The organism is Marinomonas hwangdonensis (assembly GCF_003721245.1).
GTDB classification, from domain to species: domain Bacteria; phylum Pseudomonadota; class Gammaproteobacteria; order Pseudomonadales; family Marinomonadaceae; genus Marinomonas; species Marinomonas hwangdonensis.
Genome location: NZ_RIZG01000002.1, coordinates 442,412 through 469,087, shown reverse-complemented (window position 1 = coordinate 469,087; position 26,676 = coordinate 442,412). Strand labels below are relative to the sequence as shown.

Here is a 26,676-nt window from a genome sequence, read left to right as displayed (position 1 = left end):
TAATGAAGGGGGGGGCGGTTAGCCACCCCACATCAGGCGATTTAAGAGTATATTGATGATTATTATATTTCAGGTGACGGCTGGTAGCGATTAAATCGCCACAATTTGTTGTAGTTAATCAGCCCAGCGATTTCTTCCACATAATCTTGACCCCTTTCAGAGTAGCGCTGCAAGTCACCCACCAGTGCGAGCCCGGTAATTTCTTCATTATTCGTGCGCAATTGAGAGCGAGTTGCTCTCAATTCTTTGTAGGCATTATTGGTGTTCAAGTTATCAATGTAGGCAAAAACAGATTCACGAGGGTCTTTAAACTTACGTACCTCATGGTCTGCATCGCTATCGCGAGATTCTGGTACTAGGCCACAACCTTTTCTAAAACACCACTGACCGAAAAAATTATTCCCTTCGGTTGCAAACCGTGACATGCCCCAAGCTGATTCGTTCGCCGCTTGGGCCAGTACCAAGGAGACAGGAATGATATCCAGACGATCGAGTAACTCAGATAAATCTTCTTTTGTATAGCTCTCGAGTTGTTCGAGGCGATAATCTTTGCGCAGCATTGAAACCCACTTCTTATCCTTACTAGACAGCGCTTTGTTGCTGTCCATCAAGGACGTTAGGCGAGTCCTATCCTTGAGAATTAGGTTGTTTTTTTCATTGACGAAAGGGGTCAAGTAACTAAAAAAAGCACTTTTACGCTCACCGATGTCTGCAATGGCAGCGAAGTCTGGTCGTGGCGTTTTAATCGGGTGCGACTTGTAGTATTTCTTTTCATCTTCTGTGGCATCGCTGTAAAGCTCATTTGAGCTTGACTCACTGCCATTGGTATCGTCTTTAAAGGGACCCGCTTTGATCCACAATATGAGTATCAAGATGATAGAGATGGCCCAAAGTATTTTTTTTTCCATAAATAACCACAAATGTCGAAAATTCATCGTGTGCGTTCTAGGATCAGCAAACAGCGACGCATAGAAGGCGAGTAATTGTGGGCCTATTATCCTCAAAAAAGACCCACATTCATAGACTCTAGTGCAGTCTCCTTTAGTTTGCCACGATTGCTTACCTCAAATGTGACATCTTAATTAAACAAGTGATCAGGTCCTACTGGCACGATTTGAGTTGGATTAATGGTTTTGTGACTAAAGTAATAATGACGTTTAATGTGTTGGAAATTGATCGTTTCGGCAATGCCGGGTACGTCATGTAAGCGTTTTAGATAGGCGTTGATATGGGGATAATCAAGGATTCTTTTTAAGTTGCATTTAAAGTGGCCAAAATACACCGCATCAAACCGTATCAAGGTGGTGAACAAACGCCAATCCGCCTCCGTTTGTTCTTCGCCTAGCAAGTAGCGTCTTTGTGTGAGTAAGTGCTCCAAGAAATCCAGTGTTTCAAACAGGGGCACTAAAGCCTCTTCGTAGGCGGTTTGTGTGGTGGCGAATCCGGACTTATAAACGCCGTTATTTACTGTATGGTAAATTCGCTCATTTAACTCGTCTATTTCTGCCGCCTTGTCCGCAGGATAGAAATCCAGCTGGTTGCCGGTTAGATCGTTAAAAGCACGGTTAAAAATGCGAATGATGTCAGCCGACTCGTTGGACACTATGGTTTCTTTCTCTTTGTCCCAAAGTATGGGAACCGTCACTCTTCCGCTGTAGTCTGGTTGAGCTTTGGTATACAACTGGTGGGCAAAATCAAAATGATGAAGTGGATCTCCTATGGCCACGTTGGCATCATCAAATGCCTCGTCTTTTTTAAACTCCCAGCCATTTTCCAGCATGTCAGGGTGAACACAACTGATACTGATAATGTCTTCCAGTTGCTTAAGTTTGATAAACACAATAGCTCGATGGGCCCATGGACATGCTAAAGAGACGTAAAGATGATAACGTCCTGATTGGGCTGGAAAGTGTTCTGAATTGTTCTCGTCATATTCTTTATCTGGGTAGATCCAGTTTCTAAAAATAGACTCGCCACGTACAAATTTACCTTTGCTTTTGTCGGTGTCGTACCACTGGTCGACCCATTTACCCTCTACGAGTAATCCCATTGCTTCGTCCTTTTCATTAAGTTAATGACTATTATTGATGAAAATGAATCCTTTTCGGGGCAATATATCGGTCGTATTTCATCGAATGATTCGATAGGTTTGAAATTGATATGTCTGAACGTCTAAGTTCATTTTTAGTGCCGTGTTTTGTCTTGCTACTTAGCGTTTACGCTAGTTTGTATGTCAACTTGTTGCCACCTTTGTGGATCAATGTGCTTCCGTTTTTGCCTCTCATCCTTGCGGGAGTCGCGGTTTTTTTAGCATGGCATTTTAATAAAGGTCGTGTATTGATCTTGGTTTTGTTGCTGTTAATTCCCAAGTTGTATGGGAATTTTAATCAAGACGCGTCATTAACAGCGTACCTAGTGGTGTCGTGTTTTTGTATTGCATTACTGAGTTTTTTACCCGAACGTGGTTTTTTTAATCGTTTTGCGATAAACCGAATGTTGTTTGTGGTGATGCTGGTGTGTTGGTGCTATGCCATTGAGCGAGGCTGGGTTTCGTTTGCCTTTTTGGATTCTGCCTTCTTTGGTTTGAGCGTTAGCTGGTCATCGGTACTGTTATGGAGTGTGGTGGTTCTCAGTCTGTCTGCGGTTGGTTTAGCCTGGTGGCTAACGGGCGATGTGTTTCGTGCTAGCGGCCTAATGAGCATAGTGAGTTTGTTAATCATCAGTTATTCCGTTACCTCGGACGATCAATTTGACGCTTTGCTTTCCGCTCAGTTTTTATTGTGGATTTGGTTTTTGCTATTGGAAAGTCATCGCATGGCTTATATGGATGATTTGACTCAACTACCGAGTCGTCGTGCTTTAAATGAGCAATTAGTTGGCTTGCCTAAACAGTATGCCATTGCCATGGTAGATGTTGACCATTTTAAAGCGTTTAACGATACCTACGGGCATGATATGGGAGATAAGGTCTTAAAAAGTGTGGCAGCTCAGTTGAAACGGTATTCTGTGCCTGGGAAGGCGTTTCGCTATGGTGGAGAAGAGTTTACGATTGTATTTCGAGGGCGACAACTTGATGAGGCGGAAGACATTTTAGAATTGGTTCGGCATAGTATTGAAGAAACCTTTGTTGAGGTGTTTGACCCAAAAAAGAAACAGGAAGTAGAGATAAACGTGACGGCCAGTTTCGGCGTGGCTTTTGCTTCTCTTGGTGAGCCAGCCAGTGATGTTTTAAAACGAGCGGATGAAGCCTTGTATCAATCTAAAAAGAAAGGCAGAAATCGAGTGTCTGCGTCTTTTGAGCCAAAAAAACTCGCGAGTAAAAGTCGCTAAAATGGGTGGTAAACATTGAGGGTTAAAAATATTTGATCATTCGGTCAGTTTTTTTGTCTCAGGCTATTGCACTGTGAATTCTGCTGTTTATAATTGCAGATACTTACTCTAGCTAAACCGCTTTAACAAGCGCTGTTGTGGTTAGTTTGTACATCAGATTACAACGACGATTTTCAATTTTTCAAAAACAGCTTTAACGCTAGTTGATTGAAACTCATCGAACAGCACATTGAGTTCATGTCTATCGTGACTCGATCACAGCGCCAACGTGGTGTAGCAGTTAGCCTAATGATGAATGCCTATAGTCATTAAGGTCTCTGCTGCGAGGGGAAATGGGGAGCTTCGGCTCCCTTTTTTTATGGCCAATTCTTCTCAGTACTTCGTCTCATTCACAAACAATGCTACTCTTCTGATACTTGTTCAAATAACGTCTAACGCGCTGATTATCTTAACATGACAGCGCAAGCCAAATGCATTTTTGAGGTGATACATTGAGCGAAGAAAAACGCCCAAAAGACCAGTTAAAAGCCCATATACGTGCCCAGAATCAAGCGCTTATTTTAGAAACCTCTGAGCGTGTTTTTGCTCGACAGGGATTGGCTAAAACAACCACGCAGATGATTGCTGACGAGGCCGGCCTGCCAAAGGCCAATGTCCATTATTATTATCGCTCCAAAAAAGATTTGCTCGAGGCTGTGTTAGAGCAGATTCTACGTCTTTGGCTCGATTCTGTGAGTGAGTTTAATGTTGAAGAAGGCCCAAAACGTAATTTAACGCGCTATATTAGTGAGAAGATTGATCAGTCTCGCACCAACAAAAATGCCTCTAAAATTTTTGCCATGGCACTGATTGGGGAGGAGCGTTTTGTTTTAGACTATCTTCGAAGTTTGTTTGTTTCTGAGCTTCAACGTGAAAAAGACACCATTGATACTTGGGTACATCAAGGGCTCATGGCGCCTGTTCCGACCGAACACCTTTTTATTAGTATTTGGGCGATGACGCAGACTTACGCGGATTTTGATGCACAAGTGAAAATTCTTTTGCAGAAAGAGTCGTTAGAAAAAAAGGATTATGAGGAAGCGAAACAATTTATTACTAGAATGGTGTTGGCGGGTTGCGGTGTTGTTGAATGATAGTGGTGTTTTGATGGAGTATAGAAGATGACATTAGAAAGTGGGATTACGTTTTTCCTCGCTATTTTTATTTTTGGTATTACCCCAGGTCCTGGTGTGTTTGCCATTTTGGCGCGCAGTATGTCGCAGGGTGCCCGTGCCAGTGTGTTTTTGAGTGCGGGAATGGTTGTGAGCGACATTGCCTATTTGATTATGGCGTGCTTTGGTTTAGCGGCGATCGCGATGGCATGGGAGGAGTTGTTTTTAGCGATCCGCTACGCAGGCGCCGCGTATTTAATGTATTTGGGCTGGAAAATGTGGGTATCACCTGTGGCACAATTTTCTGCAGATGGAAGTGTCCTACCTACACATAATGCCGTGTCGAGTTTTGTTCAGGGCTTTATGATTTCCGCGTCTAATCCTAAGGTCATCTTGTTCTATATCGCTTTCTTACCGACTTTTATGGATTTAACCACCTTAAATGGTGTCGATATTGTGTTGGCGGCCTTGTTAACCTTGGTTGGATTGTCGTTAGGTCTGATGTTGATTGCGGTAAGCGCGGCTCAAGCTCGACGACTGATGAAATCAGAACGCTCGATGAAAACACTGAACAGAACGGCTGGTGGGATTATGGCGAGTGCGGGGGCTTTTCTTGCACTCAAAAGTTAATATCGCTTTTTGATACAGGGTTGGATTATTAAGGCTAAGAAGCCGTCTCTTTAATCGATTTAATTCGATGGAAAAAAAGAGACGGCTTTTTGTTAATCAATACATGCTGTTGGTATTAGCGTGTGCCGTAAATACGATCGCCAGCATCGCCTACGCCAGGGCGAATATAGGCGTGTTCATCCAGCTCACGATCAATGGCGCCTATGTACATAGCAACATCTGGGTGTGCTGCCTTAAAGGCTTGAATGCCCTCAGGTGCGGCAAATAAACAAATAAAGCGGATGTCTGACGCGCCCATTTCTTTCATTTTATCAATGGCCATAATGGCGGAATTACCTGTTGCTAACATGGGGTCAACCACAATAATGGTACGCTCGTTTACGGAGTGCGGCATTTTTAGGTAGTACTCGACAGGCTGCTTAGTGTCTGGATCACGATATAAGCCAACATGTCCCACGCGGGCAGAAGGGGAAAGTTTTAACACACCTTCGGCTAATCCGTTCCCTGCTCGCATAATGGTCACGATACACAGTTTTTTGCCTTTTAAAACAGGGCACATGGCTTTTTCTAAAGGGGTTTCCACTTCAACATCAATGGTTTCCAAATCACGCGTTGCTTCATATCCAATAAGAGTCCCTAGCTCTTCTACCAGCATGCGAAACTCGCGTGTACTGGTATTTTTATCTCTTAAGCTGGTCAACTTGTGCATCACAAAAGGATGCTTGATGACAAAGATATCTGGGTAGGTCTTGAGTAGTTCGTCGCGGGTCATTTCTTTTTCCTTTTCTTTTGTCGCTGTCAGTCTGCTGGACAAGGTCCGCGAGCTTTTTATGTGCCGCTTTTGACCGTATTTTCTCGTATAAAGAACGACATAATAACACTAACTTGAACGTGACCAAATAATTAATCTTGGCCGTATGGTTAGTGTGAGAGAAACCGCAAACTTAATATGACAAGATTATGTAAAAAAATGCCGCAGTATTGTTTTTGGTAAGAATGTCATTACATAGGATACAACCTAAAAAAATAGTCCTACCTATTTTTCAGCCACAACTTATTGATTTACTGAGACGTATACTATGAACGATGACGAACAATATTCAGATGCGCCAGAGGAAAATGACACTATGGCAGAAGACGAGAGTGTGGTTATTAGTGACCCGAAAGGCCTAGCCTTACCCGACGATGTTTTACCCGATACCTTGTTTGTTTTACCTGTATCGAGTCGTCCATTTTTTCCAGCTCAAGTACAACCCGTTATGGTTGACGCTGCTCAGTGGGAAGAAACCGTTGAGCGGATTGCCGAACACTCTCAAGCCGTGGTGGGTTTGGTGTATGCCGATAAAAAAAGTGGCAAAACCCCTAATGTAGAAGAGTTTCGTTCTATCGGCTGTGTGGCCAGAGTGCATCGAGCGGAAAAGCAGAACGATAAACTGACCTTTTTAGCTCAAGGGGTTAAGCGATTTGAAGTGGTGGAATGGTTGAGTGATACGGCGCCGTATTTGGCTCGTGTTCGCTATCTCAGTGACGTGAAAACCAATGATGATGAATCAAGAGCCTATTCTATTGCTATTTTGGATGCGATTAAGGAGCTGATTCGTTTAAATCCCTTGTTTAGCGAGGATTTACGACAGTATTTAGGGCGTTTTTCATTCAATGAGTCCGGATTGTTAGCGGATTTTGCTGCCTCTATTACGTCGGCCGATGCCGATGAATTGTACGATGTGCTTGCCACAATCCCAATTCAAGCTCGTATGCATCAGTCCTTAATATTGTTGCGTAAGGAGCTGGAGATCGCTCGTTTACAAAATGAAATCAGTGCTGAAGTGAATGATAAAATCAGCAAACATCAAAGAGACTTTTTCCTTAAAGAGCAGCTGAAAGTCATACAAAAAGAGCTGGGGTTGTCAAAAGACGATCGTACCGCCGATGTCGAGATGTTCAAATCTCGCTTGGACGGAAAAATCATGAGTGATGCCGTCGACAATAAAATTCAAGATGAGTTACACAAATTAAGTATTTTGGAGACGGGATCACCAGAGTACGGTGTGACACGAAATTATTTGGATTGGGCAACGTCCTTACCTTGGGGGGTTCATTCTAAAGATAATTTAGACATCGCGTTAGCGCGTGATGTGCTGGAATCTCATCATGCAGGACTTGGGGATATAAAGGATCGCATTGTCGAGTTTTTGGCCTTGGGAGCCCACCGTGGCGAAATGGGTGGAAGTATTTTATTGCTTGTGGGCCCACCTGGGGTGGGCAAAACCTCTATTGGTAAATCTATTGCGCAATCATTGAATCGGAAGTTTTATCGCTTTAGCCTCGGTGGTATGCGCGATGAGGCGGAAATAAAAGGGCATCGACGAACCTATATAGGTGCTTTGCCGGGTAAGTTTGTTCAAGCCTTGAAAGACGTGGAAGTCGAAAACCCCGTTATCATGTTGGATGAGATCGACAAGATTGGTTCTTCCTTTCAAGGCGATCCTGCCTCTTCATTATTGGAAGCATTAGACCCTGAGCAAAATAGCGAATTCTTAGATCATTATTTAGACATGCGCATTGATTTGTCTAAAGCCTTGTTTATATGTACGGCAAATCAGTTAGATACGATTCCGTCGCCCTTGTTGGATAGGATGGATGTCATTCGTTTGTCTGGCTACATAGGTGAAGAGAAACTGGCTATTGCTAAACAGCACTTGTGGCCGAAACTACTGAAGAAAAACAAGCTGTTGAAGAAGCAATTAAACATTACCGACGCTGCCTTGCGTCATATTATCGAACATTATGCCCGTGAAGCGGGGGTTCGAGGCTTAGACAAATTGCTGCAAAAAGTATTGCGTAAATGTGTGGTCGAGCTGATGACGGGTGACAAAGAACGCATTAACATCGGTGTGAAAGACGTCGAAACGCTGTTGGGCATGCCGTATTTCCGTCCCGAGAAGACCTTGCAGGGGGTTGGTGTAGTGACAGGCTTGGCTTGGACTTCTATGGGCGGGGCAACCCTACCGATTGAAGCAAATAAAGTACATGAACTAACACGTGGCTTAAAACTCACTGGTAAACTGGGTGATGTGATGAAGGAATCCGCCGAAATCGCTTATTCCTATGTGTTCTCCCATGCGAAGAGTTATCAAAAATTCCCTGAGTTTTTCGATAAGAGCCTTGTGCATCTGCATGTGCCTGAAGGGGCAACACCAAAAGACGGCCCAAGTGCGGGAATTTCTATGGCGACGGCGTTGATGTCATTAGCCAAAGGGGAGCCTGTTCGAAGAGGCTTGGCTATGACGGGTGAGCTGACACTAACCGGTCAAGTGCTGGCAGTAGGTGGTATCCGTGAGAAAATCATTGCCGCAAAACGCAGTAAAATTAGTGAGGTGATTTTACCAGAACCCAATCGTCGTGACTTTGATGAGCTGCCAGAGTCTGTTAAAGAGGGCATGACAATACATTTCGCTGAACGCTTTGCGGATGTGGAAAAAATCGTCTTTAACCGTGGAAATCCTCATCTTCACTAGTCTGTTGATCAAGTAAGCGTTTTCTCAATACTGCAGACATGAGAAAATACCCATCCGGTCAAGTATTGCTTGGCCGGATTTTGTGTTTTTGACGCATCATTTTTAGGGGAAAACGAATGCCTAGCCAGGCAAAATTAACGCAAGGATCTACTTTTAAACACGTTGTCTATATGTCCGCCACAGGCGCGTTGGGCCTGATGTGTATGTTTTTGGTTGATCTTGTCGACATGTTGTTTCTTTCCATGCTGGATGAGAAAGAGGCTGTGGCGGCGGTGGGTTTTGCCAGCACCATCATGTTTTTTACCATTTCTTTGAGTATTGCTGTTTCGATTACCGCAACGGCCTTAGTGTCTAGAGCCATTGGTGAAGGGCAGATAGAGCTTGCCAAACGGCGAGCGGTGAATGTGTTGGCCTTTGGAACGTTATTTTCTTTGGTGGTTGTTTGGTTGTTGTGGCCGAATATCGCTTTTATTTTGTCCTATATAGGGGCGACAGGCCGAACCCTTGAGTTGTCTACTGAGTATTTGCAAATTCTGATCATTGGGATGCCAGCCATTATGATTGGCATGATTGGCTCTGGCATCATGCGTGCCTTAGGCGATGCTCGTCGTGCCATGTACGCGACCTTAATTGGTGGTCTGATTAATGCGGTGCTTGACCCGATTTTTATTTTTGCTCTTGATATGGGCGTTCAAGGGGCGGCGATTGCTTCCTTAATAGCCCGTTTCTCTATGGTGGCGGTGTCTTACTACGGTGTTGTTCATGTGCATAAAATGCTAGGTCGTTTTGACTTGATGGATTTTATAAAAGACATAAAGCCAATGTGTGTCATTGCTGTGCCTGCTATGTTAACCAATATGTCATCGCCATTGGCTAATGCTATTGTCATGGAGCATGCTTCGTCATTCGGTGATGATGCTGTAGCCGCTGTGGCGATTATTGGGCGGATCATCCCTGTTATTTTTGGTGGCGTGTTTGCTTTGTCTGGTGCCGTTGGGCCCATGTTGGGTCAGAATTATGGAGCTGGACGCTTTGATCGTATGCACAGCACGATCAGTAGTGCGGTCATTTATGCTTTTGGGTATTGTTTGCTGTTGTGCATTATTTTGTTTCAACTTCAGGACTGGTTGGTGGCAACTTTCAACGCCACAGAGGCTAGCGCTGATATTATTCGTTTTTTTGCCACTTTTGTATCGTTCAGCTTCTTCTTTCAGAGTTTGCTTTTTATTGCGATTGCCGTTTTTAATAATTTGGGAAAGCCATTAAACAGTACCCTCTTAAATTTTGGACGGGCAACATTAGGGACATGGCCTTTAATAACGTTTTTTGCACTTTTTATGGGGGCTCAAGGGATACTTTTTGGTCAAGCAATAGGCTCTGTTATTTTTGGTTGCTTGGGGTTCTATATGGCAAAAAACTACATCAAGGGGTTAGAGCAAAAAGCCTATAGAGAAAAAGCGTCGAAGGCGATTACTTCCCCTCAACATCTTGGTTACGATGAGGTTTATTAGTTTTTTTGTTGGGAAATATTGCACAAAGTACTATTTCCGGATTGCCCAAAGTAAAAATTCTTGGTTGCCATCCCCCCCTTTTATCGGACTTTCAATGTAGCATTTCACCTCAAATCCGAGCGCGATGATAAAAGCTTGTATGTTTAGAGCGAGCTGTTCAACGCGTTGTGTATTTTTAACAATCCCTCCCTTTCCAATGAATTCTTTACCTACCTCAAACTGTGGTTTGACTAGGGTGATTAGATGACCGCCTACGCCAAGTAAGTCAGGCAGTTGCGGCAGTATCTTAGTTTGTGAGATAAACGAAACGTCCATAACAATGAGATCAAAACCCTTGTCTGGAAAATGTCCTTGTAAATCGTCAGCCTTTAGGTTTCGGGCATTAATGCCTTCTAGGCAGACAATATTTTGATTTGTCTTTAAACGAGCATCTAGTTGACCATGTCCCACTTCAATGCCAACCACTTTAGCCGCCCCATGCTGCATTACGCAGTCACTAAAGCCTCCGGTTGATTGGCCGATATCTAAAACATGAAATCCATTGATGTTTAATTTTGTGTAGGAGAGGGCGCCTTCAAGTTTTAAAGCGCCTCGTGAGACATACTTGTCGGTTTCGTCCACGACGACTTTGATTTTTGTTTCGGCCGCCAATTTTATACTGGGTTTGGTAGCCGTTATCCATTGCTGGTTATGTTCGTATGAAACGCGCCCTTCGCTGATGAAAACTTGTGCTTGAGCGCGGGATTTAGCTAGGCCTTGTTCGGTGAGAAGGAGATCGATACGTAACATAGTGGGTTCTGCAGTAAGATAATTGTCCAAAATATTAGCAAAAAATGGATAATCAAAGTAGATTTAAACCAACAATCTACTTTGATTATCCTTAACGATTCTCTAAGGAACGCCTGTGCGACTAAAAACGTTAATCACTGCCCATGAATTAGCTTCGGTATTGGGGCAGTCCAATGTGATTGTATTGGATTGTCGATTTTATTTAACTGATCACGCCAAGGCTAAATTAGAGTATGACAAAGCGCACATTCCAGGGGCTATATTTGTCGATGTACATCATCAACTAGCGTCTCCAGAGACGGGCTTGACTGGTCGTCATCCTTTGCCTAATAACGACGTGTTTTCAAAGCAGCTACAGGTTTGGGGAATTAACCCGGAAACACAGGTCGTTGTTTATGATGATATGGGTGGCGCTATTGCCGCTCGTGCTTGGTGGATGCTTCTTCAACAGGGAATCCATGTGCGAGTGTTGAATGGTGGGTTTCCGGTGTGGTTAAAGGGGGGGAATCCTATCTCGTCGGTGGAAGAACAGACCACTCCTACTCTGTATGAGTATAAAGTGGTTTTTCCTTGGGCAGTGGCGGAGCAGGCGATTGTTGAGAATTTTGAAACAAATCAATTTCAGCTAGTCGACGCCAGAGCATCAGACCGGTTTAATGGTGAAAACGAAATCATAGATCCTGTCGCCGGACACATTCCAGGCGCAATTAATCGCCCCTTTACGGATAATCTAGACTCAGAAGGGGGTTTTAAACCGGCTGAGCAGTTGCATGTGGAATGGCAAGATTGGTTGTCGAATAGTAGTGATGGTTATGTTCATTATTGCGGATCTGGTGTCACCGCTTGTCACAATGTTTTAGCGCTCAATTACGCTGGTATAGAGGCAAAGCTTGTGTACATTGGTTCGTGGAGTCAGTGGTCAAAACGCATGTTGCGTGCAGCGTCTCTGTCGTAGAGGATAAGGCATATTTAGGCCCCTGTATATCAGGGGCTAAATAAGAGAGTTAATCACTGTGTTATTTAGGGGTAACGCCAGCCATGAAAATTTGCACTTGTTGGTGTGTCTCACCCCAAATATGAGACTTTATTGCCATTAAAAAATGCTCTGCTTCTTTGAGAGTCACGATACCGTCCATAAGCTGAATGCCGATTCCCTCTTGAGTGAAGAAAAAACGCCATGTGTGCTTGTCAATAACGACCTCACCCTCACCACTGCTGTAGCTCACCTGCTCGAAAGGATAGTCAGTGGGGATAAAGCAAGAAAGTTCTTGCCCAGCCGCACCATAGTTAAGATCTGGGATGTAGCCTTGACGATCAACCAATTCAAATTTCATATGGAACTCCTTGTTGTTTTTTTAATAGACTAGTGTGACTTATAGGGTTTTGCCTACACTTTTTATTGAAAGCGCTAAAGAACCTACTTAAAATGCGATTAGTTTTGTCTGCAGAGCATTAATGACTCGTTTCAGCTCTTATTTTTTATAATGAAAATGTAAATCTTGCTAAAATAACAGCTTATTAGTAGGTCATTATCGGGCAAATGCCAAGAGCTTAATGTCAGGAAATTAGTTTATGTCTGAAGTTAATAAGATTTTAGTAGTGCGTAACGATAAAATTGGCGATTTTGTCCTTGCTTTACCGGCAATCCAAGAAATCAAGAATGCCTTTCCTAGTGCTACTTTGATTGCTTTAGTACCTGATTACACAAAAGATATTGCCCAGTCGTTTGCATGGATTGATGATATTATTATCGATACTAAGAATCCTAAAAATAAAAAAGCATTGGTAATCGAGCTAAAAAAACATAAGTTTGATGCAGTGATTTGTTTATTTTCAGATGCTTATAATGCGACCGTGGTTCGGCAAGCGAAGATACCTGTGAGAGTTGCTCCGGCCACGAAGTGGGTGCAGTTTTTATACACTCATACATTGAGCCAGCGCCGTTCTAAGTCACTTAAACCAGAATTTGAATATAATTTAGACCTTGCTCACTATTTCATTGAATTGTTGGGTGGGAGCGTTCAAAAAGCCATGTCACCGATGTTTTCCTATGCATCAGAGGATTTAACTAAGCAGTTACATAAACTTGATGCCATTGGTGTTAACGTTGATCGTAAGTTGTGCTTTATTCATCCAGTGACTGGTGGGTCATCTAACACGCTTACGCAAGATCAATGGGTGAAACTGGTTTGTTTTTTAGATGGTATCGACCGTTTTCACTTTGTTGTTACCGCAGGTCCCGGTGAAGCACCTGTTTCTCAGGCTTTGGTGTCCGCACTGCAAGGCTTGGTCAGCCATATAAGTTTGTATGATAAGAACGATGGAATTGCTGATTTTATGTGTTCTATTGCCACTGCTGGCTTGTTTGTTGCTGGGTCAACAGGGCCATTGCATATTGCTGGTGCGATAGACGTACCGACAATTGGTTTCTATCCTAATAAGCGTTCTTCTAAACCTTTACGTTGGAAAACGCTTAATACCGAAGGCCGTTGGTTACCTTTTACCACGATTGATTCTGGCTCATCTTTGACAGATCTCGATGTGACAAGTTTGTTTGAAGAAATAAAAGTTTGGTATAAGAATATCTAATATAGGGAATGCTTTGAAAATATCTAATAAGATGAATGTACTGCATATTTGCCTTTCAACTGGCTTTGGAGGGTTAGAGATGTACCCTATGCGAGTCGGGGCTATTATGATGTCCCAAGATTGCAATGTTTATGGTATGGGGCAGGCCGGTACGCCAACGAATGCTCGTATGGTCGAGACGTTTGACAGCACTTTATCATTATCGAGTCGAGGTGAAGGCTATCGAAAACTTTTCAGTATTGCCCAGTGGATTAAGCAGCGTCAAATTGATGTTGTTCACTGTCATAAATCTAGTGATTTGACGCTTGCCGTTTTATTAAAAAAAATTTGTGGATTTAAACTGATTTATACAGATCACATGGGAGTTAAGCGATCAAAAAGGGATTTTTATCATCGTTTTATATATCGAAATGTAGACTTAGTTTTATCTATTAGCAGTTTTACTCGCTCTGGAAATGTGAAAGCGCTCCCTATATCAGAAAGCAAAATAAAAAAATTATGGATTGGAACTGAGATTGCAGATATTGAAGAAACCGACTTTAATTTAAAGACGGAGTTATCTCTTCCTCTAGATACTATCTTGATTGGAATTGTTGGTCGTTTATCCAATGGCAAAGGGCATTTAGAGCTATTGAAGGCCTTTCGGCAGCTTAAATTAAGTCAAGCGCACTTGGTCATAGTAGGTGGTCTTACAGCTGCGACGGGAGGGTCTGAAGATTATGTAAGGATGCTTGAGTCTTATGTTATTGAAAATGATTTGCAAGACAAAGTGACGTTTTATGGATTCACTGATAAGCCAAATATTTTGCTTAAGACGGTTGATATCGTAGTAATACCTTCGCACAATGAGGCATTTGGGTTGACGGTCATCGAGGCCATGGCAGCGAAAAAAGCGATTGTTGGTTCAAGTTATGGTGCTATTCCTGAAATTTTAGAAGACACTGGTGTGATTGTAGATCCATTTGATACTGAAGCCTTCGCCAATGTGATAGATAGCCTTAGTTCGAGTGTTGAAGAAAGAGAGCGTTTGGCCATTTTGGCGAGAAGACGCGCTTGTGATTTTTTTGATCAGAAAAAGCACGTTGATACGTTATTAGAAATATATCGTGCTTGCTGACAGTTAGCTGGGGCGCTTAGGTTGAGAGCGTATCCAAAGGTCAGCATATTTTACAAAAGTGGAGTGCGCCGATAACACAGCAAGCAAAAATCCTTGCTTTCCATCTAAAAATCCACGCTTTATTAAATACATTTTTACGAAGCAGGCGAAAGCATGCAGCGATGCATTACTTAGTGATGTTTTTTTGCCACGTTTTTCCTTTTGATCTGCTGATAGTTTTGCATAAGAGGCCGACTTAACTAAGTAGTGATGAAGATCATCGTAGGTGTAATGCGTTAAATCGCCTTTTAATGCTTCAAGCTTCACGCCTTCTGTCAAGAGTACTTTTTCATGCACTAAATCGTCTGAATAAGTACCTTCATTTACTTTATAAAGTCGGGTCACGTGATCCGGATACCACCCTGAGTGCTCAATAAAGCGTCCAAATACCCAACTTTTTCGATTAATCTTGTAGGCTGTATTGTCTTTGTTATTAGTAACAGCTTTTAAAATACTGTTCTTTAACTCTTCCGTAACCACTTCATCGGCGTCGATCCAAAACACATAGTCAGTGGTGACATATTCTTGAGCGGCTTGTCTTTGTAAGCCAAAGCCTTGCCAGTCAGACTTTAAGTAAAAATGTTCTGTGTATTTTTCTGCGATTGCTTGAGTGTCGTCATTGCTCCCAGAATCAAGAATCACAATATCATCGACCCAGCCAGCTAAGCTGTTTAAGCAGGCTTTTAAATTTTTTGACTCGTTTTTAACGATCAGTGCCGCTGATAAGGTCACTTTTTGTGTTGAGCTCGTCATAGATTGGTTTCCGAAGAGGACAGATTTAAAGCGTAGATTAATTTTTCTGGGAGTAATTTATTTTGACAATTAGTATGTCCAAGCGGGCAAGTCCGTTTAAAGCAAGGTGAGCATTCAAGGTGAAGGTTATGAATGGTCTTGTTGCCCGTCAGAGGTGGGGTGAACGCTTCACTGGTTGAGCCATAGATGCCGTGAACTTCTGTTCCTACAGCGGCCGCGATGTGCATCAACCCCGAATCATTGCTCACCGCTTTTTCTGCGGCGGCAAGAAGATCTATCGCATCAACGAGTTGTGTTTTACCGCATAAATTATGGGCAAATTCGCCTAATCCTTTTGTGATTATTTCGCCATCCGAAGCGTCTTTCGGGCCACCTAAGACCCAAATTTGGTAACCCGAGTCAATGGCGTTTTTCGCTAATTCATGAAAGTAGGTAATGGGCCATTGTTTTGAGGGGCCAAATTCCGCCCCAGCCATTAGCGCAATAGCGGGTCTATTGGATAAATTGTGTTGTTGATAAAGACTTTTCTGGTTATCTGAATTAACACTTAAAGCAGGAGGTGGAATATCCACAGGTGGGTACGCTTGCTCTTTTGGTAGACCGAGAGACGTAAAGCGCTTTACGGTTTGATTTAAAATACTTTTATCGAGCTTGCGACGCTCGTTGAGTAACACATAACGCTGCTCACCCGTAAAGCCAACGCGGTGTGGCACTTTGGCAAAAAAAGGCACCAGTGCTGATTTCCATGAGCGAGGCATAACAATGGCCTGATCATACTGTTCAGAACGTAAGGAGTGGCCTAGTGTCCGGCGTGTGCTGATGCCCCATTCACCATGACCTGTTGGTAGGGTAATGGCGCGTCTTATTTCTGGCATTCTAGCCAAAATTGGCGACGACCAGTTAGGGCCAATGACGTCAATAATCGACTCTTTATCACGCTGTTTTAGGGTAATAAAGAGGCTTTGTGCCATTACCATGTCACCTACCCAGGATGGGCCGACTATTAGATATTTAGCCATGTGTATCGAGCCAACCTAAATAGTCTTGCACACCTTGTGCTAAGCCACGAAAATTACCTTTGTAGCCTGCGTCACGAAGTTTACTGATATCCGCTTGAGTAAAGCTTTGATAAGCGCCTTTCAAGTGTTCAGGGAAAGGGATGTATTCAATTTCGCCTTTCTTATAATGGGCGATAACCGTTTCCGCGATGGTACGGAAAGGCTCTGCTTTGCCAGTGCCAAGGTTGAAAATTCCAGATTTTTCTGGATTTTCTAGGAACCAAAGTTTGGTGTTTACGAGATCTTCAACATAAATGAAATCTCGGCTTTGACCACCCGCTTCATAGCCATCGTAGGCGCCAAACAATTTCGGATTTTCGCCTGCCAGTACTTGATTGCGTAGATGAAAAGCCACACTGGCCATGCTGCCTTTGTGTTGTTCACGAGGGCCGTAGACATTGAAGTAGCGGAACCCCACTATTTGGCTTTTTGCCTCCGGTAAGACAGCACGAATATATTGGTCAAATTGAAATTTGGAGTAGGCATACATGTTAAGCGGTTTTTCGTTTTCACGAGATTCTTGGAAAACCGGGCCAGAACCGTAAACCGAAGCAGACGATGCATAAGAGAATGCCGCTGCATGCTTTAAACAAAAATCTAGTACGGCTTTTGAATATTGGTAATTGACGTCCATCACATACTTGCCATTCCATTCCGTGGTTGCTGAGCAAGCACCTTCATGAAAAACCGCAATCGGGTTTATGTTCAAGGTGTCATTTTTTATGGCATCTAAGAAATCGTACATATCCATGTAATCGGCAATATCAAGGTCAGATAGGTTCAGACACTTTTTTCCGTCTGTCAGGTCGTCGACGAGAAGGATATTTTTGATGCCTTTTTTATTTAGGGCTTTAATGATATTACTGCCAATAAATCCGGCACCACCAGTGACTATATACATAACTTACGTCCTATTGTGTCTTTATTAAATATGTCTTGAAAACCAGACGTTTACTTAAAAAGAATCTTCTAAATCATTATTTGCTTTTGCCCATGCTATCACTTCTGTCAGGCCGAGAAAAATATGATAGCTGCTCGTGCCTGGGAGTGGAAAGTCCTTTGGCGTGTTATCGGCATTTAGGTATTCATTCCAGCACCCATTTGGCAGTAAATAGTGCTGTTGCACAAAGCCGAGCGCTTTTTCTAAACGATCTATTTTTTCTTCTTTCTCGATGGGCATAACCGTGATGGCTTTGAGGTATTCAGTGATCGGCCAGATACGTTTTTCTTTGTCTATGGGGTGGTAGTCGTTGCCGTCGATCTGGTTGTAAGTCCCCCCATTGTTTGCCAGTCCATGTCGGCTAGCCGTTAGCCAAAGTTGCTGTGCAAGGTCGGTATAGTCTGAGTTAGGTAACAATTTATTGGCTTGATAAAGCAACCATACCCACTCAAAGTGATGGCCAGGTTCTACTATATGTCCCGTCGTTGGGTGCGGTTGCCAGTCTGAGTTAAAAAACTCACGCAGTGTTTTGGATTTTGTATCGTAAAAATGCGCTAAGGCTAAGGTAAGAAGGGATTGTATGGTTGCTTTATAGTCAGCATCTTGGGTGACTTCAAAGGCCGCAATATAGCCCTCCAAAAGATGCATGTGCGGGTTTTGACGGCGAGTCTGTTCAACATCAACGGGAAAAGATTCATAAAAGCCGCCGGATTCAGCCTGCATATTGTTCAAGAGAAACTGATGTGTTTCTTTCATATAAGAAAGTGCTCTGTCATCGTTTGTCACTTTGTAGTAGTGGCTAAAGGACAGTAGAACAAAGGCGAGAGCATAGGCGTCAGAGTGTTGGTCTTTGATGGATAAATCGTCATTTAAGGAAAAAATCCAACGACCATCAACGAAGTATCGAGAAGTAATAAAATCGAACAGCGGCTTGAGTAATGCTTGCCAATCTTTAGTGTGATGGCGTTGGCAGGCATGGCTAAAAGTATAAAGTTGGCGGCATTGAGTGAGTAAGCGAATACGGTCAATGGCGTTTATTGTCCAGTCATGATTCATACTTTCATAGCTAAAACCCTGTTCTGTATTGATGCCATGAAGCGACCAATTCTTCAATAGCCCATCAAACAAAAAAGATTGGCTAGATAGTAGAGCGGAATTCAGCATTGTGTAAAAGCCTTATTTCGTATGTTTTAGGTATGTCCAACTTGGCGAGGGAGTATGATAAGATGAGTAACTCTAAAAATCGATTATTAATGTGCCTATGAACTCTTCGTATTTGAATTTTAAAGATAAACACATTCTTGTTGTTGGGGATGTTATGTTGGATCGCTATTGGCATGGCGGTACATCCCGTATTTCTCCAGAGGCTCCAGTTCAAGTGGTGAAAGTGTCAACCATTGAAGATCGCCCTGGTGGTGCGGCGAACGTTGCGCTGGGGTTGGCTAAATTAGGAGTATCGGTCACCTTGGTGGGCGTGGTCGGCAACGATGAGAATGCCGATGTCTTAACTCAATGCTTGGAAAAAGTGGGTGTAAACTGCCGGTTTGTTCGCTCAGAAACTCTGCCTACCATTACGAAACTACGAGTAATGAGTCGCCATCAACAACTTATTCGTTTGGATTTCGAAGAGCGTGAAGACAGTCTTTCGCAGAATGAGGCGTTGGCAAAAGTGGTTGAAGAATGTTTGCCAGAATCTGACGCCGTCATTTTTTCTGATTATGCAAAAGGCTGTTTAGCCGATGTTCAGACCCTGATAAAGCTGTCTAATGCCGCAAATGTCCCTAGTTTTGTGGATCCCAAAGGGAAAGATTTTTCCATTTATCAAGGCGCCACCTTGGTTAAGCCGAACCTTCTTGAATTTGAAACCATTGTTGGTAAATGCCATTCAACGAAAGAGTTAGAAGAAAAAGCGAAGGCACTGCGAGAAAGATTTGGCTGGAAAGCATTACTGGTAACCCGCGGTGAAGAAGGGTTAATTTTATTGAGCGAAGGCAAGCCGCCTTTTTCGTTAGCCACAGCAGCCAAAGAAGTATTCGATGTGACAGGGGCGGGTGACACCGTGGTGGCGGTATTGACCGCTGTGTATGTGACCAGTAAACGTTTTATTGACGCGGTTGAGTACGCCAATCAAGCCGCAGGTTACGTGGTCGGTAAGCTGGGTACGGCTTCGATCAGCGCAGACCAACTTGAGGCGATCATGTTTCAACGCTCGCACAGCACAAACTTTGGTATACTTTCGCCAGAAGAGCTGCTTGAGCAAATCAAGTTGGCGCAAATGAATGGTGAGAAAATTGTTTTTACCAACGGTTGTTTTGACATTCTTCATCCAGGGCACATTGCCTATATGAAACAAGCTAAGGCGCTAGGAGATAGATTGGTCGTGGCGGTCAACACGGATGCGTCTGTTAAAAGGCTAAAAGGGGAGAAGCGTCCAATTAATCATTTAGATCATCGCATGGCGGTACTGGAAGGCGTCGGCGCGATTGATTGGGTTACTTGGTTTGATGAAGATACCCCAAAGGAAATTATTGAAAAGCTCACGCCAGATGTACTGGTAAAGGGCGGCGATTATACCATCGACACCATCGTTGGTGCAGACCATGTCCTTGCGCATGGGGGGGAGGTAAAAGTTTTGACCTTCGTTGACGGCTACTCCACCACTGCGATTATTAAAAAAGCGAACCTGTAAATGCAAGAAGATAAGACTGAAATTGATACTGTTTCTCCTAAAGCTCCTGTATCGGGCATGAAAATTTATTTTCGTTTACTGGGTCATGTTCGTTCGTCTTGGCATTATTTAGTGCTAAGTGTAGTCGGTTATATGATCTATGCGGCAATGGAGCCGGCGTTGGCCGCTTTGCTCAAGCACATTGTTGATACCGTGTCCGAAGGAAGTATAGCGGAAAACCGCCATATGATTCCGTTGGCGATATTGGCGGTGTTTGTTGCTCGAGGTATAGGTACATTTCTAGGAAACTACTTTATGGCTAAGGTAGCCAATAACGTGGTTTATGATCTTCGTACTAAGATGTTTAATAAGTTAGTACGCTTGCCTTCAAGCTATTACCACTCCATACCAACTGGTCGCTTGCTCGCCAAATTAACCTACGATACAGAGCAGGTTATTGGTTCTATCACCCAAGCCATAAGAGTACTGTTGCGTGAAGGTCTTACCGTGGTGGGTTTGCTTGGTTATATGCTGTATATGAACTGGCGATTGTCTTTGTTGTTTTTGCTGGTGGTGCCGCTTATTGGTTTAGTAGTAGCTTATGCATCGAAGCGTTTTCGTAAGCTGAGTACGCGTATTCAAAATGCCATGGGTGGCGTGACAGATGTGGCTTCTGAGGCGATCAAAGGTCATGAAGTGGTGAAGATTTTTGGAGGCAGTGATTATGAAATAGGTCGCTTTCATCATGCCGCCCACGAAAATCGCCGGTCTCAACTAAAGATGGAGATGACGCGCGCGTTAAACACACCAATTGTGCAGTTTATTTTGGCCATCATGATGGCTATTTTAATTTGGTTCGCTTTAAGTCCATCCATTAGTTCACATATGTCTCCCGGTGATTTTATCGCTTTTTTAACGGCGGCTGGAATGCTAGGTAAACCGATTCGTCAGTTGACAGACGTGAACAGTATTTTGCAAAAAGGGATTGCAGCCTCATACAGTATTTTTGATTTTTTAGATTTGCCAGAAGAAGTGGATCAAGGGCAAACAAGCGTCAATCGCTTTAAAGGCGACATAGAATGGCGTTCAGTGTCCTTTTCTTATCCTAAAGCTGAAAAAGCGGCCTTAAAAAACATTAATCTGTCTTTGCCTGCTGGTAAAACCTTGGCTTTAGTGGGGCGTTCTGGCAGTGGTAAGTCGACCATAGCAAATCTGATGCCACGCTTTTATAACATCGATGAAGGTCAAATTTCGATTGATGGTATTTCAATTGACGACTACAAACTCACAGAATTGCGTTCAAATATTGCTTTGGTCAATCAGCAAGTAATTCTGTTTAACGGCACGATACGTGACAATATTGCTTATGGGCATTTGCGTAAAACCGATGATAAAGAAGTGATTGAGGCTGCCATTGCGGCTAACGCTTGGGACTTCATTCAAGAGCTTGATCAAGGTTTGGATACCATGGTGGGCGAGAATGGTGTGCTTTTATCTGGCGGTCAGCGTCAGCGTATTGCCATTGCTAGAGCGATCCTTAAGAACGCTCCGATTTTGATTTTGGATGAAGCCACGTCTGCTTTGGATACAGAGTCGGAACGCGCAATTCAAGCCGCATTGGATGGCCTAATGGCCAATAGAACGACGATTGCGATAGCTCACCGTTTGTCCACCATTGAAAATGCAGACATCATCGCCGTGGTTGACCACGGAGAAATTATTGAGCAAGGCTCTCATAACGAGTTATTGGCATTGAATGGCGCTTATGCCCAGCTTCATAATCAGCAATTTACCGAGACTGCAGATTAATTATGTGGCTCTATCGATCGTTATTGCTGTTTCTAACGCCGATCATATTGCTGAAAATTCGGCGTTTTAAGAAAAGTTATGTGGATTATCGTGCGAAAGAGGCTTTGGGTGTGTGGCCTGCTGTCGAAGCTGACTTGTGGATTCATTGTGCGTCTGTGGGAGAAGTGCTGGCTGTTCGTCCTCTGGTGCTTCAGTGGCGAGAAAAGTACCCTAATCACCGCTTGTTGATGACCACGATGACGCCCACGGGGGCAGAACAGGTAGCGAAAGCTTTTCCTTTTGCAGAGCATCGCTATTTACCGATGGACTGGCGTTTTAGTGTCAAAAGCGCTTTAAAAAAAATCACGTGTAAGCATTTGTTGATTGTTGAGACCGAGCTTTGGCCGAATTTATTGCAGTTGGCGAAACGGCAGGGTATGCGCATAGAAGTGGTAAATGCGCGGTTGAGTGAGCGGTCGTTTCAGCGTTATCAGAAGTTTTCTCTTGTTTCGCGTCCTTTGTTTGCTTTGCCTGATTGCTTTTTGGCTCATGCTCAGTCTGATGCTTTGCGTTTCGAAGCGTTAGGGGCAAAAAAAGTCTTGGTAACAGGCAGTATCAAGTTTGACTTAGCGGTACCAGAAGAGGTGTTTGAGGCTAATTGGCGCCGACAACTTGGGTCACGTTTTGTTTGGGTAGGAGGCAGCACGCATCATGGCGAAGAGGACGTTTTGCTTCGTACTCATAAAACGCTGATGCAGAAACAGGCAAACGCTCTGCTCTTGCTGGTCCCTCGTCATCCGGAGCGTTTTGAGGCTGTGTATACGTTGGCTAAGCAGTTTTTTGATCGAGTGGCGCTGCGTAGCCAAACGCCGCCTGATCAATGGTCTGATTTTGACGTAGTCATTGGCGATTCGATGGGAGAGCTGATGTATTACTATCAAGCCTCTGACATGGCATTTGTTGGAGGGAGCTTGATTAAGCGAGGAGGGCATAACCCAATAGAGCCTGCTTTGCTTGGTAAGGCGGTGTTAGTTGGGCCTCATACCTTTAATTTTTTAGACATTACCAATCAGCTTCTACAAGTGAATGGCGCTGTGCGTTGCCAAGATGAGGCGCAACTTGAACGTGTTGTGTTGGATCTTGCTATTCAGTCATCGCAGCGTCTCCGGCTTGGTCAGACAGCGTTGCGTTTTGCTGAAAAAAATCAGGGTGCCGTGACACGAGTGCTTGCAGAAATAGACTTCCGCTGAGCGACTCTTTACAATAAGCATTCATTATCTCATGGGGTGCTTTAGCATTTATCTAATGTTAAAGCTGAGAAGCGGATTGTCCGCTAACCCACCGAACCTGATCCAGATCATGCTGGCGTAGGAATCGAGGTAGCAAGCTAAGTCATTGAACCTTGCCGTTTCTCCTGTACGCCGCTCACTTATTTTTTAGGAGCGACACCTTGAACACATTACCGTTTAAAACTCTCTTTTCTACTTCTTTACTGACGCTAGGTACGGCTTTTGTTGTGTCTTTTTCTTCGCTGACATTTGCTGAATCGCCCAGTAACGGCACTTTAAATGTTTACACTTATGATTCGTTTTCCTCTGATTGGGGGCCAGGCCCTAAGATAAAAGCCAATTTCGAGAAAGAGTGCGCTTGTGAGCTAAACTTTGTCGCTCTGGATTCTTCAGTGGGTATTTTGTCTAGAGTGCAATTGGAAGGCAAATCGTCCCAAGCGGATGTTTTATTAGGGCTAGATCTTAACCTGATGGAAGCGGCTAGAAAGACAGGATTATTAGCAGAGCATTCTGTTGATACATCCAAGGTTACCGTACCCGGCGGTTGGACAGACACAGTCTTTGTGCCTTTTGATCAGGGTCATTTCGCTTTTATCTACAACTCAGAAACCCTTGAAACGCCACCAACGAGCCTAAAAGAGATTGTTGATAATCAGAATTTACGCGTTATTTATCAAGATCCTAGAACCAGTACGCCAGGTTTGGGTTTGTTATTATGGATGAAGTCAGTGTACGGTGACGACGCGGCGGATGCGTGGGAGCGATTAGCAAGCCATACGGTTACAGTGACCAAAGGCTGGTCTGATGCGTACGGTTTGTTTTTGAAAGGGGAGGCTGATGTGGTTTTGAGTTATACCACGTCGCCTGCTTATCATATTGTGGCGGAAGGTGAGACCAAATACCAAGCGGCTACCGCTAGCGAAGGTCTCTACCCACAGGTTGAAGTGGCCGCTATGTTAAAAGACGCCCCCAATCCTGTATTGGCGAAGGAGTTTATGGCGTTTATTCTTCAACCTGGTTTTCAATCTACTATAGCAACGGGGAATTGGATGTTGCCTGTGGTTGAGTTGGACGAAAAATTACCAGCAGCCTTTAATAGTGCCTTAAAACCGACGAAAAACTTAGTGTTACCAGCAAAAGAAGTGGCTATGCATCGCAGTGCTTGGATCAATGAATGGCTTGATGCGACCACTCGATAAAGGGTATTGATTTGCACGTTTGGCGAATATACCAAGGATTGTTGCCAGCCATTCTTGGTATAGGTACTTTTGTCTTAATAGGCGCAACCAGTTTGGCGGCGCTTTTGCGTTACAGTGAATTGCATTCGTGGCTTGAATATCTGCAACAACCTTATTTGTGGCGGCTGGTGCGTTTTTCCCTGTGGCAGGCCCTGTTAAGCAGTGGGATAAGTTTGCTGATTGCAATTCCTGTTGCGTCTAGTCTTATGCATCGACGGTTTTATGGTCGAAGTGCTCTCTTACAATTGTTTTCTGTCTCTATGGTGGTGCCAACCATTGTAGCCATTTTAGGCTTAGTCGTTGTGTACGGCCGCTCTGGCTGGTTGAATCAGCTATTTGGTGTCCAAATTCCCCTGTATGGCCTCGTTGGTATTTTATTGGCCCATGTGTTTTTTAATATGCCATTGGCTGTGCGCCTTTTGTTGCAAGGATATGATTTGATTCCTTCTGGACAGTGGCGTCAGGCTTCTCAATTGGGTTTTTCCCGTTGGACTGCGTTTCGTTGGATCGAGTGGCATTATATGAAAAAGGTTTTGCCCGGAGCTTTTGTATTGATTTTTATGCTGTGCTTTTCGAGCTTTGCGGTGGTGTTAAGCTTGGGGGGCGGGCCAAAATTCAGTACGTTAGAAGTGGCCATCTATCAAGCGCTTCGATTTGATTTTGATCTTAATAGGGCCAGTTTCTTGGCCTTGTTGCAGGTGAGTATATGCACGCTTTTTGCTTTGGTCGTGTATCGTATTGCTCCCGTGAATCGTCAGGATGTGAGTCTATTAGCTGTTCGGCATTATCCGCTAAAAGACTCGCATTGGGCAAAGCTTGTGGACAGCTTGGCGTTGTGTTGTGCGTTTGTGTTAGTGATTCCTCCGTTTTTGGCTATTTTTGATCCGATTTTTTCTCCCATTTTCTTCAAGACCTTGCAATCTCCCGCGCTTTGGTTAGCAGTGTGGGTTTCCTTGCAAATTGCGGTGCCTGCGGCCTTGATCAGTTTGTTGCTTGGCGTATGCTTTAGTGTAGTAGCCCGTTTTTGTATGTCTCGACGTTATGTGTCTTTTTTACCAAATAAAATTGAGCATCTGGGGAATATGATTCTGATGGTGCCAGGTTTGGTGATAGCAACAGGGCTGTTCTTAACCCTGCGAGACCTGGGTTTTGGGTTTCAATCGAGTTATTGGATTGTGGTCTGGGTCAATGCAGTGATGGCATTGCCTTTTGTGTTGCGAGCCTTAATGCCGATTATGTACCAACAAGAGCGACGTTTTCGAAATGTGTATTTAAGCCTGGGAATTCAGTCTTGGTCCAGATGGTTTTTGGAATGGCCTTTGATTCGAAGGAGTGTGGCGCAAGCGTTGGGTTACGCACTGTTACTCTCATTGGGGGATATGGGTGTTATTGCTTTATTTGGCAGTCAGGGGTTGGTGTCTTTGCCATTGTATCTTTTTCAACTGATAGGTGCCTATCGTTTGGAAGAAGGAGCTTGCGTGGCTGTGGTATTAATTTCACTGTGTTTACTATTGTTTTATTGTTCATCTCGCTTTGTTGGTGGGAAAGTGAGTGTGTCGAATGTTAAAAATTAACCTTCAGTATGACTGGGAGCGTTTTCACGCTCATTATTGCGTGAATGTTGAGCCCGGTATTACGACTTTGCTGGGTGGGAGTGGTGAAGGAAAAAGTACGCTTTTGCATTTGCTGGGCGGTTTTTTAACAGGTCGCGGTGAGCTTTCTTTTCATGATAGATCTTTGTTGTCTTTGCCCGCGTATGAACGGCCTATTTCGACTTTGTTTCAGAGTGATAATCTGTTTCCGCAGTTGACTGTTTGGCAAAACGTGGCGATTGGCTTATCACCTTCGATGCGTTTAAATGCAGAACAAAAGGAAAAAGTGAGCTGGGCACTGGGAAAAACACAGCTTGCTGACAAGGCACAGCGTTTTCCACAAGCGTTATCGGGTGGTCAAGCGCAACGGGTAGCGATTGCTCGAGCCTTGGTGCGGAACAAACCGATTTTATTGTTGGATGAGCCTTTTAGCGCGCTGGATCCAAGCTTGCGCGAAGAAATGCTGTATTTAGTTAACGACGTTACTCAGGAGTTAGGGTTAACGACTTTGTTGATTTCGCATTTGCCACAAGAAGCCAGTCTTATTGGTGGGCGGGTGATACTCATTGAACAGGGGCAGGTGGTGGCCCATGATTCTGTAACGGTTTTGTCCCAGTCAGACCCTCATCCGCTTTTTTCTCATTATCTTGGTGTTTCTCGTCACTCGACAATCTAA

Annotated in this window: 23 protein-coding genes and 1 riboswitch; of the genes, 14 read left to right on the top strand and 9 right to left on the bottom strand. The window is 43.8% G+C overall.

Going from position 1 to position 26,676, the window contains the following annotated elements:
- Positions 1–62: 62 nt before the first annotated feature.
- Together EBI00_RS05195 and EBI00_RS05190 are read right to left on the bottom strand one after the other, a co-directional pair.
- Positions 63–908 (bottom strand): glucosaminidase domain-containing protein, encoded by an 846-nt coding sequence (locus EBI00_RS05195; protein ID WP_123094949.1) that lies wholly within the window; start codon positions 906–908, stop codon positions 63–65.
- A gap of 170 nt (positions 909–1,078) precedes the next feature.
- Positions 1,079–2,050 carry a glutathione S-transferase family protein gene (locus EBI00_RS05190; RefSeq protein WP_123094845.1) on the bottom strand — a complete coding sequence of 324 codons (972 nt, stop codon included), beginning with the start codon at positions 2,048–2,050 and terminating at the stop codon, positions 1,079–1,081.
- Positions 2,051–2,160: 110 nt separating this feature from the next.
- Here EBI00_RS05190 and EBI00_RS05185 point away from each other — a divergent pair, with 110 nt between their 5' ends.
- From EBI00_RS05185 to EBI00_RS05175, 3 genes are all read left to right on the top strand, one after another.
- On the top strand, positions 2,161–3,330 hold the full coding sequence (locus EBI00_RS05185; RefSeq protein ID WP_123094844.1) for a GGDEF domain-containing protein: 1,170 nt from the start codon (positions 2,161–2,163) through the stop codon (positions 3,328–3,330).
- A gap of 491 nt (positions 3,331–3,821) precedes the next feature.
- Complete coding sequence (locus tag EBI00_RS05180) at positions 3,822–4,463, top strand: TetR/AcrR family transcriptional regulator (RefSeq protein ID WP_123094843.1); 642 nt, start codon at positions 3,822–3,824, stop codon at positions 4,461–4,463.
- Positions 4,464–4,490: 27 nt separating this feature from the next.
- Positions 4,491–5,111 carry a LysE family translocator gene (locus tag EBI00_RS05175; RefSeq protein WP_123094842.1) on the top strand — a complete coding sequence of 207 codons (621 nt, stop codon included), beginning with the start codon at positions 4,491–4,493 and terminating at the stop codon, positions 5,109–5,111.
- 115 nt (positions 5,112–5,226) lie between these two features.
- Here the strand turns inward: EBI00_RS05175 and upp are convergent, their stop codons facing one another.
- A complete protein-coding gene (gene upp / locus EBI00_RS05170) occupies positions 5,227–5,883 on the bottom strand; it encodes a uracil phosphoribosyltransferase (RefSeq protein ID WP_123094841.1) in 657 nt (218 codons plus the stop codon).
- 307 nt (positions 5,884–6,190) lie between these two features.
- Between upp and lon the strand changes: the two genes are divergently transcribed.
- Both lon and EBI00_RS05160 read left to right on the top strand, forming a co-directional pair.
- Entirely contained in the window at positions 6,191–8,629 is a 2,439-nt protein-coding gene (lon, locus tag EBI00_RS05165; RefSeq protein ID WP_123094840.1) for an endopeptidase La, read from the top strand.
- A 116-nt stretch (positions 8,630–8,745) separates the two neighbouring features.
- On the top strand, positions 8,746–10,140 hold the full coding sequence (locus tag EBI00_RS05160; protein WP_123094839.1) for an MATE family efflux transporter: 1,395 nt from the start codon (positions 8,746–8,748) through the stop codon (positions 10,138–10,140).
- Between the two features lie 30 nt (positions 10,141–10,170).
- Here EBI00_RS05160 and EBI00_RS05155 read toward each other — a convergent pair whose 3' ends face one another.
- Positions 10,171–10,929 (bottom strand): TlyA family RNA methyltransferase, encoded by a 759-nt coding sequence (locus EBI00_RS05155; RefSeq protein WP_123094838.1) that lies wholly within the window; start codon positions 10,927–10,929, stop codon positions 10,171–10,173.
- A gap of 115 nt (positions 10,930–11,044) precedes the next feature.
- Here EBI00_RS05155 and EBI00_RS05150 point away from each other — a divergent pair, with 115 nt between their 5' ends.
- On the top strand, positions 11,045–11,884 hold the full coding sequence (locus tag EBI00_RS05150) for a sulfurtransferase (RefSeq protein WP_123094837.1): 840 nt from the start codon (positions 11,045–11,047) through the stop codon (positions 11,882–11,884).
- Positions 11,885–11,945: 61 nt separating this feature from the next.
- Here the strand turns inward: EBI00_RS05150 and EBI00_RS05145 are convergent, their stop codons facing one another.
- Positions 11,946–12,263, bottom strand: a complete 318-nt coding sequence (locus tag EBI00_RS05145) for a hypothetical protein (RefSeq protein WP_123094836.1) — start codon at positions 12,261–12,263, stop codon at positions 11,946–11,948.
- Between the two features lie 238 nt (positions 12,264–12,501).
- Here EBI00_RS05145 and EBI00_RS05140 point away from each other — a divergent pair, with 238 nt between their 5' ends.
- Both EBI00_RS05140 and EBI00_RS05135 read left to right on the top strand, forming a co-directional pair.
- Positions 12,502–13,518, top strand: coding sequence for a glycosyltransferase family 9 protein (locus EBI00_RS05140; protein ID WP_123094835.1), 1,017 nt, complete (start codon positions 12,502–12,504; stop codon positions 13,516–13,518).
- A gap of 13 nt (positions 13,519–13,531) precedes the next feature.
- The gene (locus tag EBI00_RS05135) at positions 13,532–14,635 is read left to right on the top strand and encodes a glycosyltransferase family 4 protein (protein WP_148039071.1); all 1,104 of its coding nucleotides are present in this window, start codon (positions 13,532–13,534) and stop codon (positions 14,633–14,635) included.
- Between the two features lie 3 nt (positions 14,636–14,638).
- On the opposite strand, the gene EBI00_RS05130 is transcribed toward EBI00_RS05135, so the two are convergent.
- From EBI00_RS05130 to EBI00_RS05115, 4 genes are read right to left on the bottom strand one after another with little or no spacing between them, the layout of a single operon-like run.
- Positions 14,639–15,427 carry a glycosyltransferase family 2 protein gene (locus tag EBI00_RS05130; protein ID WP_123094833.1) on the bottom strand — a complete coding sequence of 263 codons (789 nt, stop codon included), beginning with the start codon at positions 15,425–15,427 and terminating at the stop codon, positions 14,639–14,641.
- Positions 15,424–16,446, bottom strand: coding sequence for a lipopolysaccharide heptosyltransferase II (waaF, locus tag EBI00_RS05125; RefSeq protein ID WP_123094832.1), 1,023 nt, complete (start codon positions 16,444–16,446; stop codon positions 15,424–15,426). The genes EBI00_RS05130 and waaF overlap by 4 nt, the downstream gene beginning before the upstream one ends.
- Positions 16,439–17,386, bottom strand: coding sequence for an ADP-glyceromanno-heptose 6-epimerase (gene rfaD / locus EBI00_RS05120; protein ID WP_123094831.1), 948 nt, complete (start codon positions 17,384–17,386; stop codon positions 16,439–16,441). Before rfaD ends, waaF begins: the two co-directional genes overlap by 8 nt.
- A 54-nt stretch (positions 17,387–17,440) precedes the next feature.
- Positions 17,441–18,589: an AGE family epimerase/isomerase gene (locus EBI00_RS05115; RefSeq protein ID WP_123094830.1), complete on the bottom strand. Its 1,149-nt coding sequence runs from the start codon at positions 18,587–18,589 to the stop codon at positions 17,441–17,443.
- A gap of 97 nt (positions 18,590–18,686) precedes the next feature.
- On the opposite strand from EBI00_RS05115, the gene hldE reads away from it, so the two are divergent.
- From hldE to EBI00_RS05085, 6 genes are all read left to right on the top strand, one after another.
- Positions 18,687–20,114 carry a bifunctional D-glycero-beta-D-manno-heptose-7-phosphate kinase/D-glycero-beta-D-manno-heptose 1-phosphate adenylyltransferase HldE gene (gene hldE, locus EBI00_RS05110; RefSeq protein ID WP_123094829.1) on the top strand — a complete coding sequence of 476 codons (1,428 nt, stop codon included), beginning with the start codon at positions 18,687–18,689 and terminating at the stop codon, positions 20,112–20,114.
- Positions 20,115–21,902 carry a lipid A export permease/ATP-binding protein MsbA gene (gene msbA, locus EBI00_RS05105; RefSeq protein ID WP_123094828.1) on the top strand — a complete coding sequence of 596 codons (1,788 nt, stop codon included), beginning with the start codon at positions 20,115–20,117 and terminating at the stop codon, positions 21,900–21,902. It abuts the gene before it with no gap.
- A gap of 2 nt (positions 21,903–21,904) precedes the next feature.
- Entirely contained in the window at positions 21,905–23,131 is a 1,227-nt protein-coding gene (locus tag EBI00_RS05100) for a 3-deoxy-D-manno-octulosonic acid transferase (RefSeq protein WP_123094827.1), read from the top strand.
- Between the two features lie 22 nt (positions 23,132–23,153).
- A riboswitch (TPP riboswitch) is annotated at positions 23,154–23,273 on the top strand.
- Positions 23,274–23,331: 58 nt separating this feature from the next.
- Positions 23,332–24,369, top strand: coding sequence for a thiamine ABC transporter substrate binding subunit (gene thiB / locus EBI00_RS05095; RefSeq protein WP_123094826.1), 1,038 nt, complete (start codon positions 23,332–23,334; stop codon positions 24,367–24,369).
- Positions 24,370–24,380: 11 nt separating this feature from the next.
- Positions 24,381–25,982 (top strand): thiamine/thiamine pyrophosphate ABC transporter permease, encoded by a 1,602-nt coding sequence (gene thiP, locus EBI00_RS05090; protein ID WP_241556956.1) that lies wholly within the window; start codon positions 24,381–24,383, stop codon positions 25,980–25,982.
- A complete protein-coding gene (locus EBI00_RS05085; RefSeq protein WP_123094825.1) occupies positions 25,969–26,676 on the top strand; it encodes a thiamine ABC transporter ATP-binding protein in 708 nt (235 codons plus the stop codon). The genes thiP and EBI00_RS05085 overlap by 14 nt, the downstream gene beginning before the upstream one ends.

What these genes read in the sequence shown, in the direction of transcription:
- EBI00_RS05195 (WP_123094949.1), bottom strand. Translation starts at nt 908, where the DNA reads ATGGAAAAAAAAATACTTTGGGCCATCTCTATCATCTTGATACTCATA.
- EBI00_RS05190 (WP_123094845.1), bottom strand. Translation starts at nt 2,050, where the DNA reads ATGGGATTACTCGTAGAGGGTAAATGGGTCGACCAGTGGTACGACACC.
- EBI00_RS05185 (WP_123094844.1), top strand. Translation starts at nt 2,161, where the DNA reads ATGTCTGAACGTCTAAGTTCATTTTTAGTGCCGTGTTTTGTCTTGCTA.
- EBI00_RS05175 (WP_123094842.1), top strand. Translation starts at nt 4,491, where the DNA reads ATGACATTAGAAAGTGGGATTACGTTTTTCCTCGCTATTTTTATTTTT.
- upp (WP_123094841.1), bottom strand. Translation starts at nt 5,883, where the DNA reads ATGACCCGCGACGAACTACTCAAGACCTACCCAGATATCTTTGTCATC.
- lon (WP_123094840.1), top strand. Translation starts at nt 6,191, where the DNA reads ATGAACGATGACGAACAATATTCAGATGCGCCAGAGGAAAATGACACT.
- EBI00_RS05160 (WP_123094839.1), top strand. Translation starts at nt 8,746, where the DNA reads ATGCCTAGCCAGGCAAAATTAACGCAAGGATCTACTTTTAAACACGTT.
- EBI00_RS05155 (WP_123094838.1), bottom strand. Translation starts at nt 10,929, where the DNA reads ATGTTACGTATCGATCTCCTTCTCACCGAACAAGGCCTAGCTAAATCC.
- EBI00_RS05145 (WP_123094836.1), bottom strand. Translation starts at nt 12,263, where the DNA reads ATGAAATTTGAATTGGTTGATCGTCAAGGCTACATCCCAGATCTTAAC.
- EBI00_RS05140 (WP_123094835.1), top strand. Translation starts at nt 12,502, where the DNA reads ATGTCTGAAGTTAATAAGATTTTAGTAGTGCGTAACGATAAAATTGGC.
- EBI00_RS05130 (WP_123094833.1), bottom strand. Translation starts at nt 15,427, where the DNA reads ATGACGAGCTCAACACAAAAAGTGACCTTATCAGCGGCACTGATCGTT.
- waaF (WP_123094832.1), bottom strand. Translation starts at nt 16,446, where the DNA reads ATGGCTAAATATCTAATAGTCGGCCCATCCTGGGTAGGTGACATGGTA.
- rfaD (WP_123094831.1), bottom strand. Translation starts at nt 17,386, where the DNA reads ATGTATATAGTCACTGGTGGTGCCGGATTTATTGGCAGTAATATCATT.
- EBI00_RS05115 (WP_123094830.1), bottom strand. Translation starts at nt 18,589, where the DNA reads ATGCTGAATTCCGCTCTACTATCTAGCCAATCTTTTTTGTTTGATGGG.
- hldE (WP_123094829.1), top strand. Translation starts at nt 18,687, where the DNA reads ATGAACTCTTCGTATTTGAATTTTAAAGATAAACACATTCTTGTTGTT.
- msbA (WP_123094828.1), top strand. Translation starts at nt 20,115, where the DNA reads ATGCAAGAAGATAAGACTGAAATTGATACTGTTTCTCCTAAAGCTCCT.
- EBI00_RS05100 (WP_123094827.1), top strand. Translation starts at nt 21,905, where the DNA reads ATGTGGCTCTATCGATCGTTATTGCTGTTTCTAACGCCGATCATATTG.
- EBI00_RS05085 (WP_123094825.1), top strand. Translation starts at nt 25,969, where the DNA reads ATGTTAAAAATTAACCTTCAGTATGACTGGGAGCGTTTTCACGCTCAT.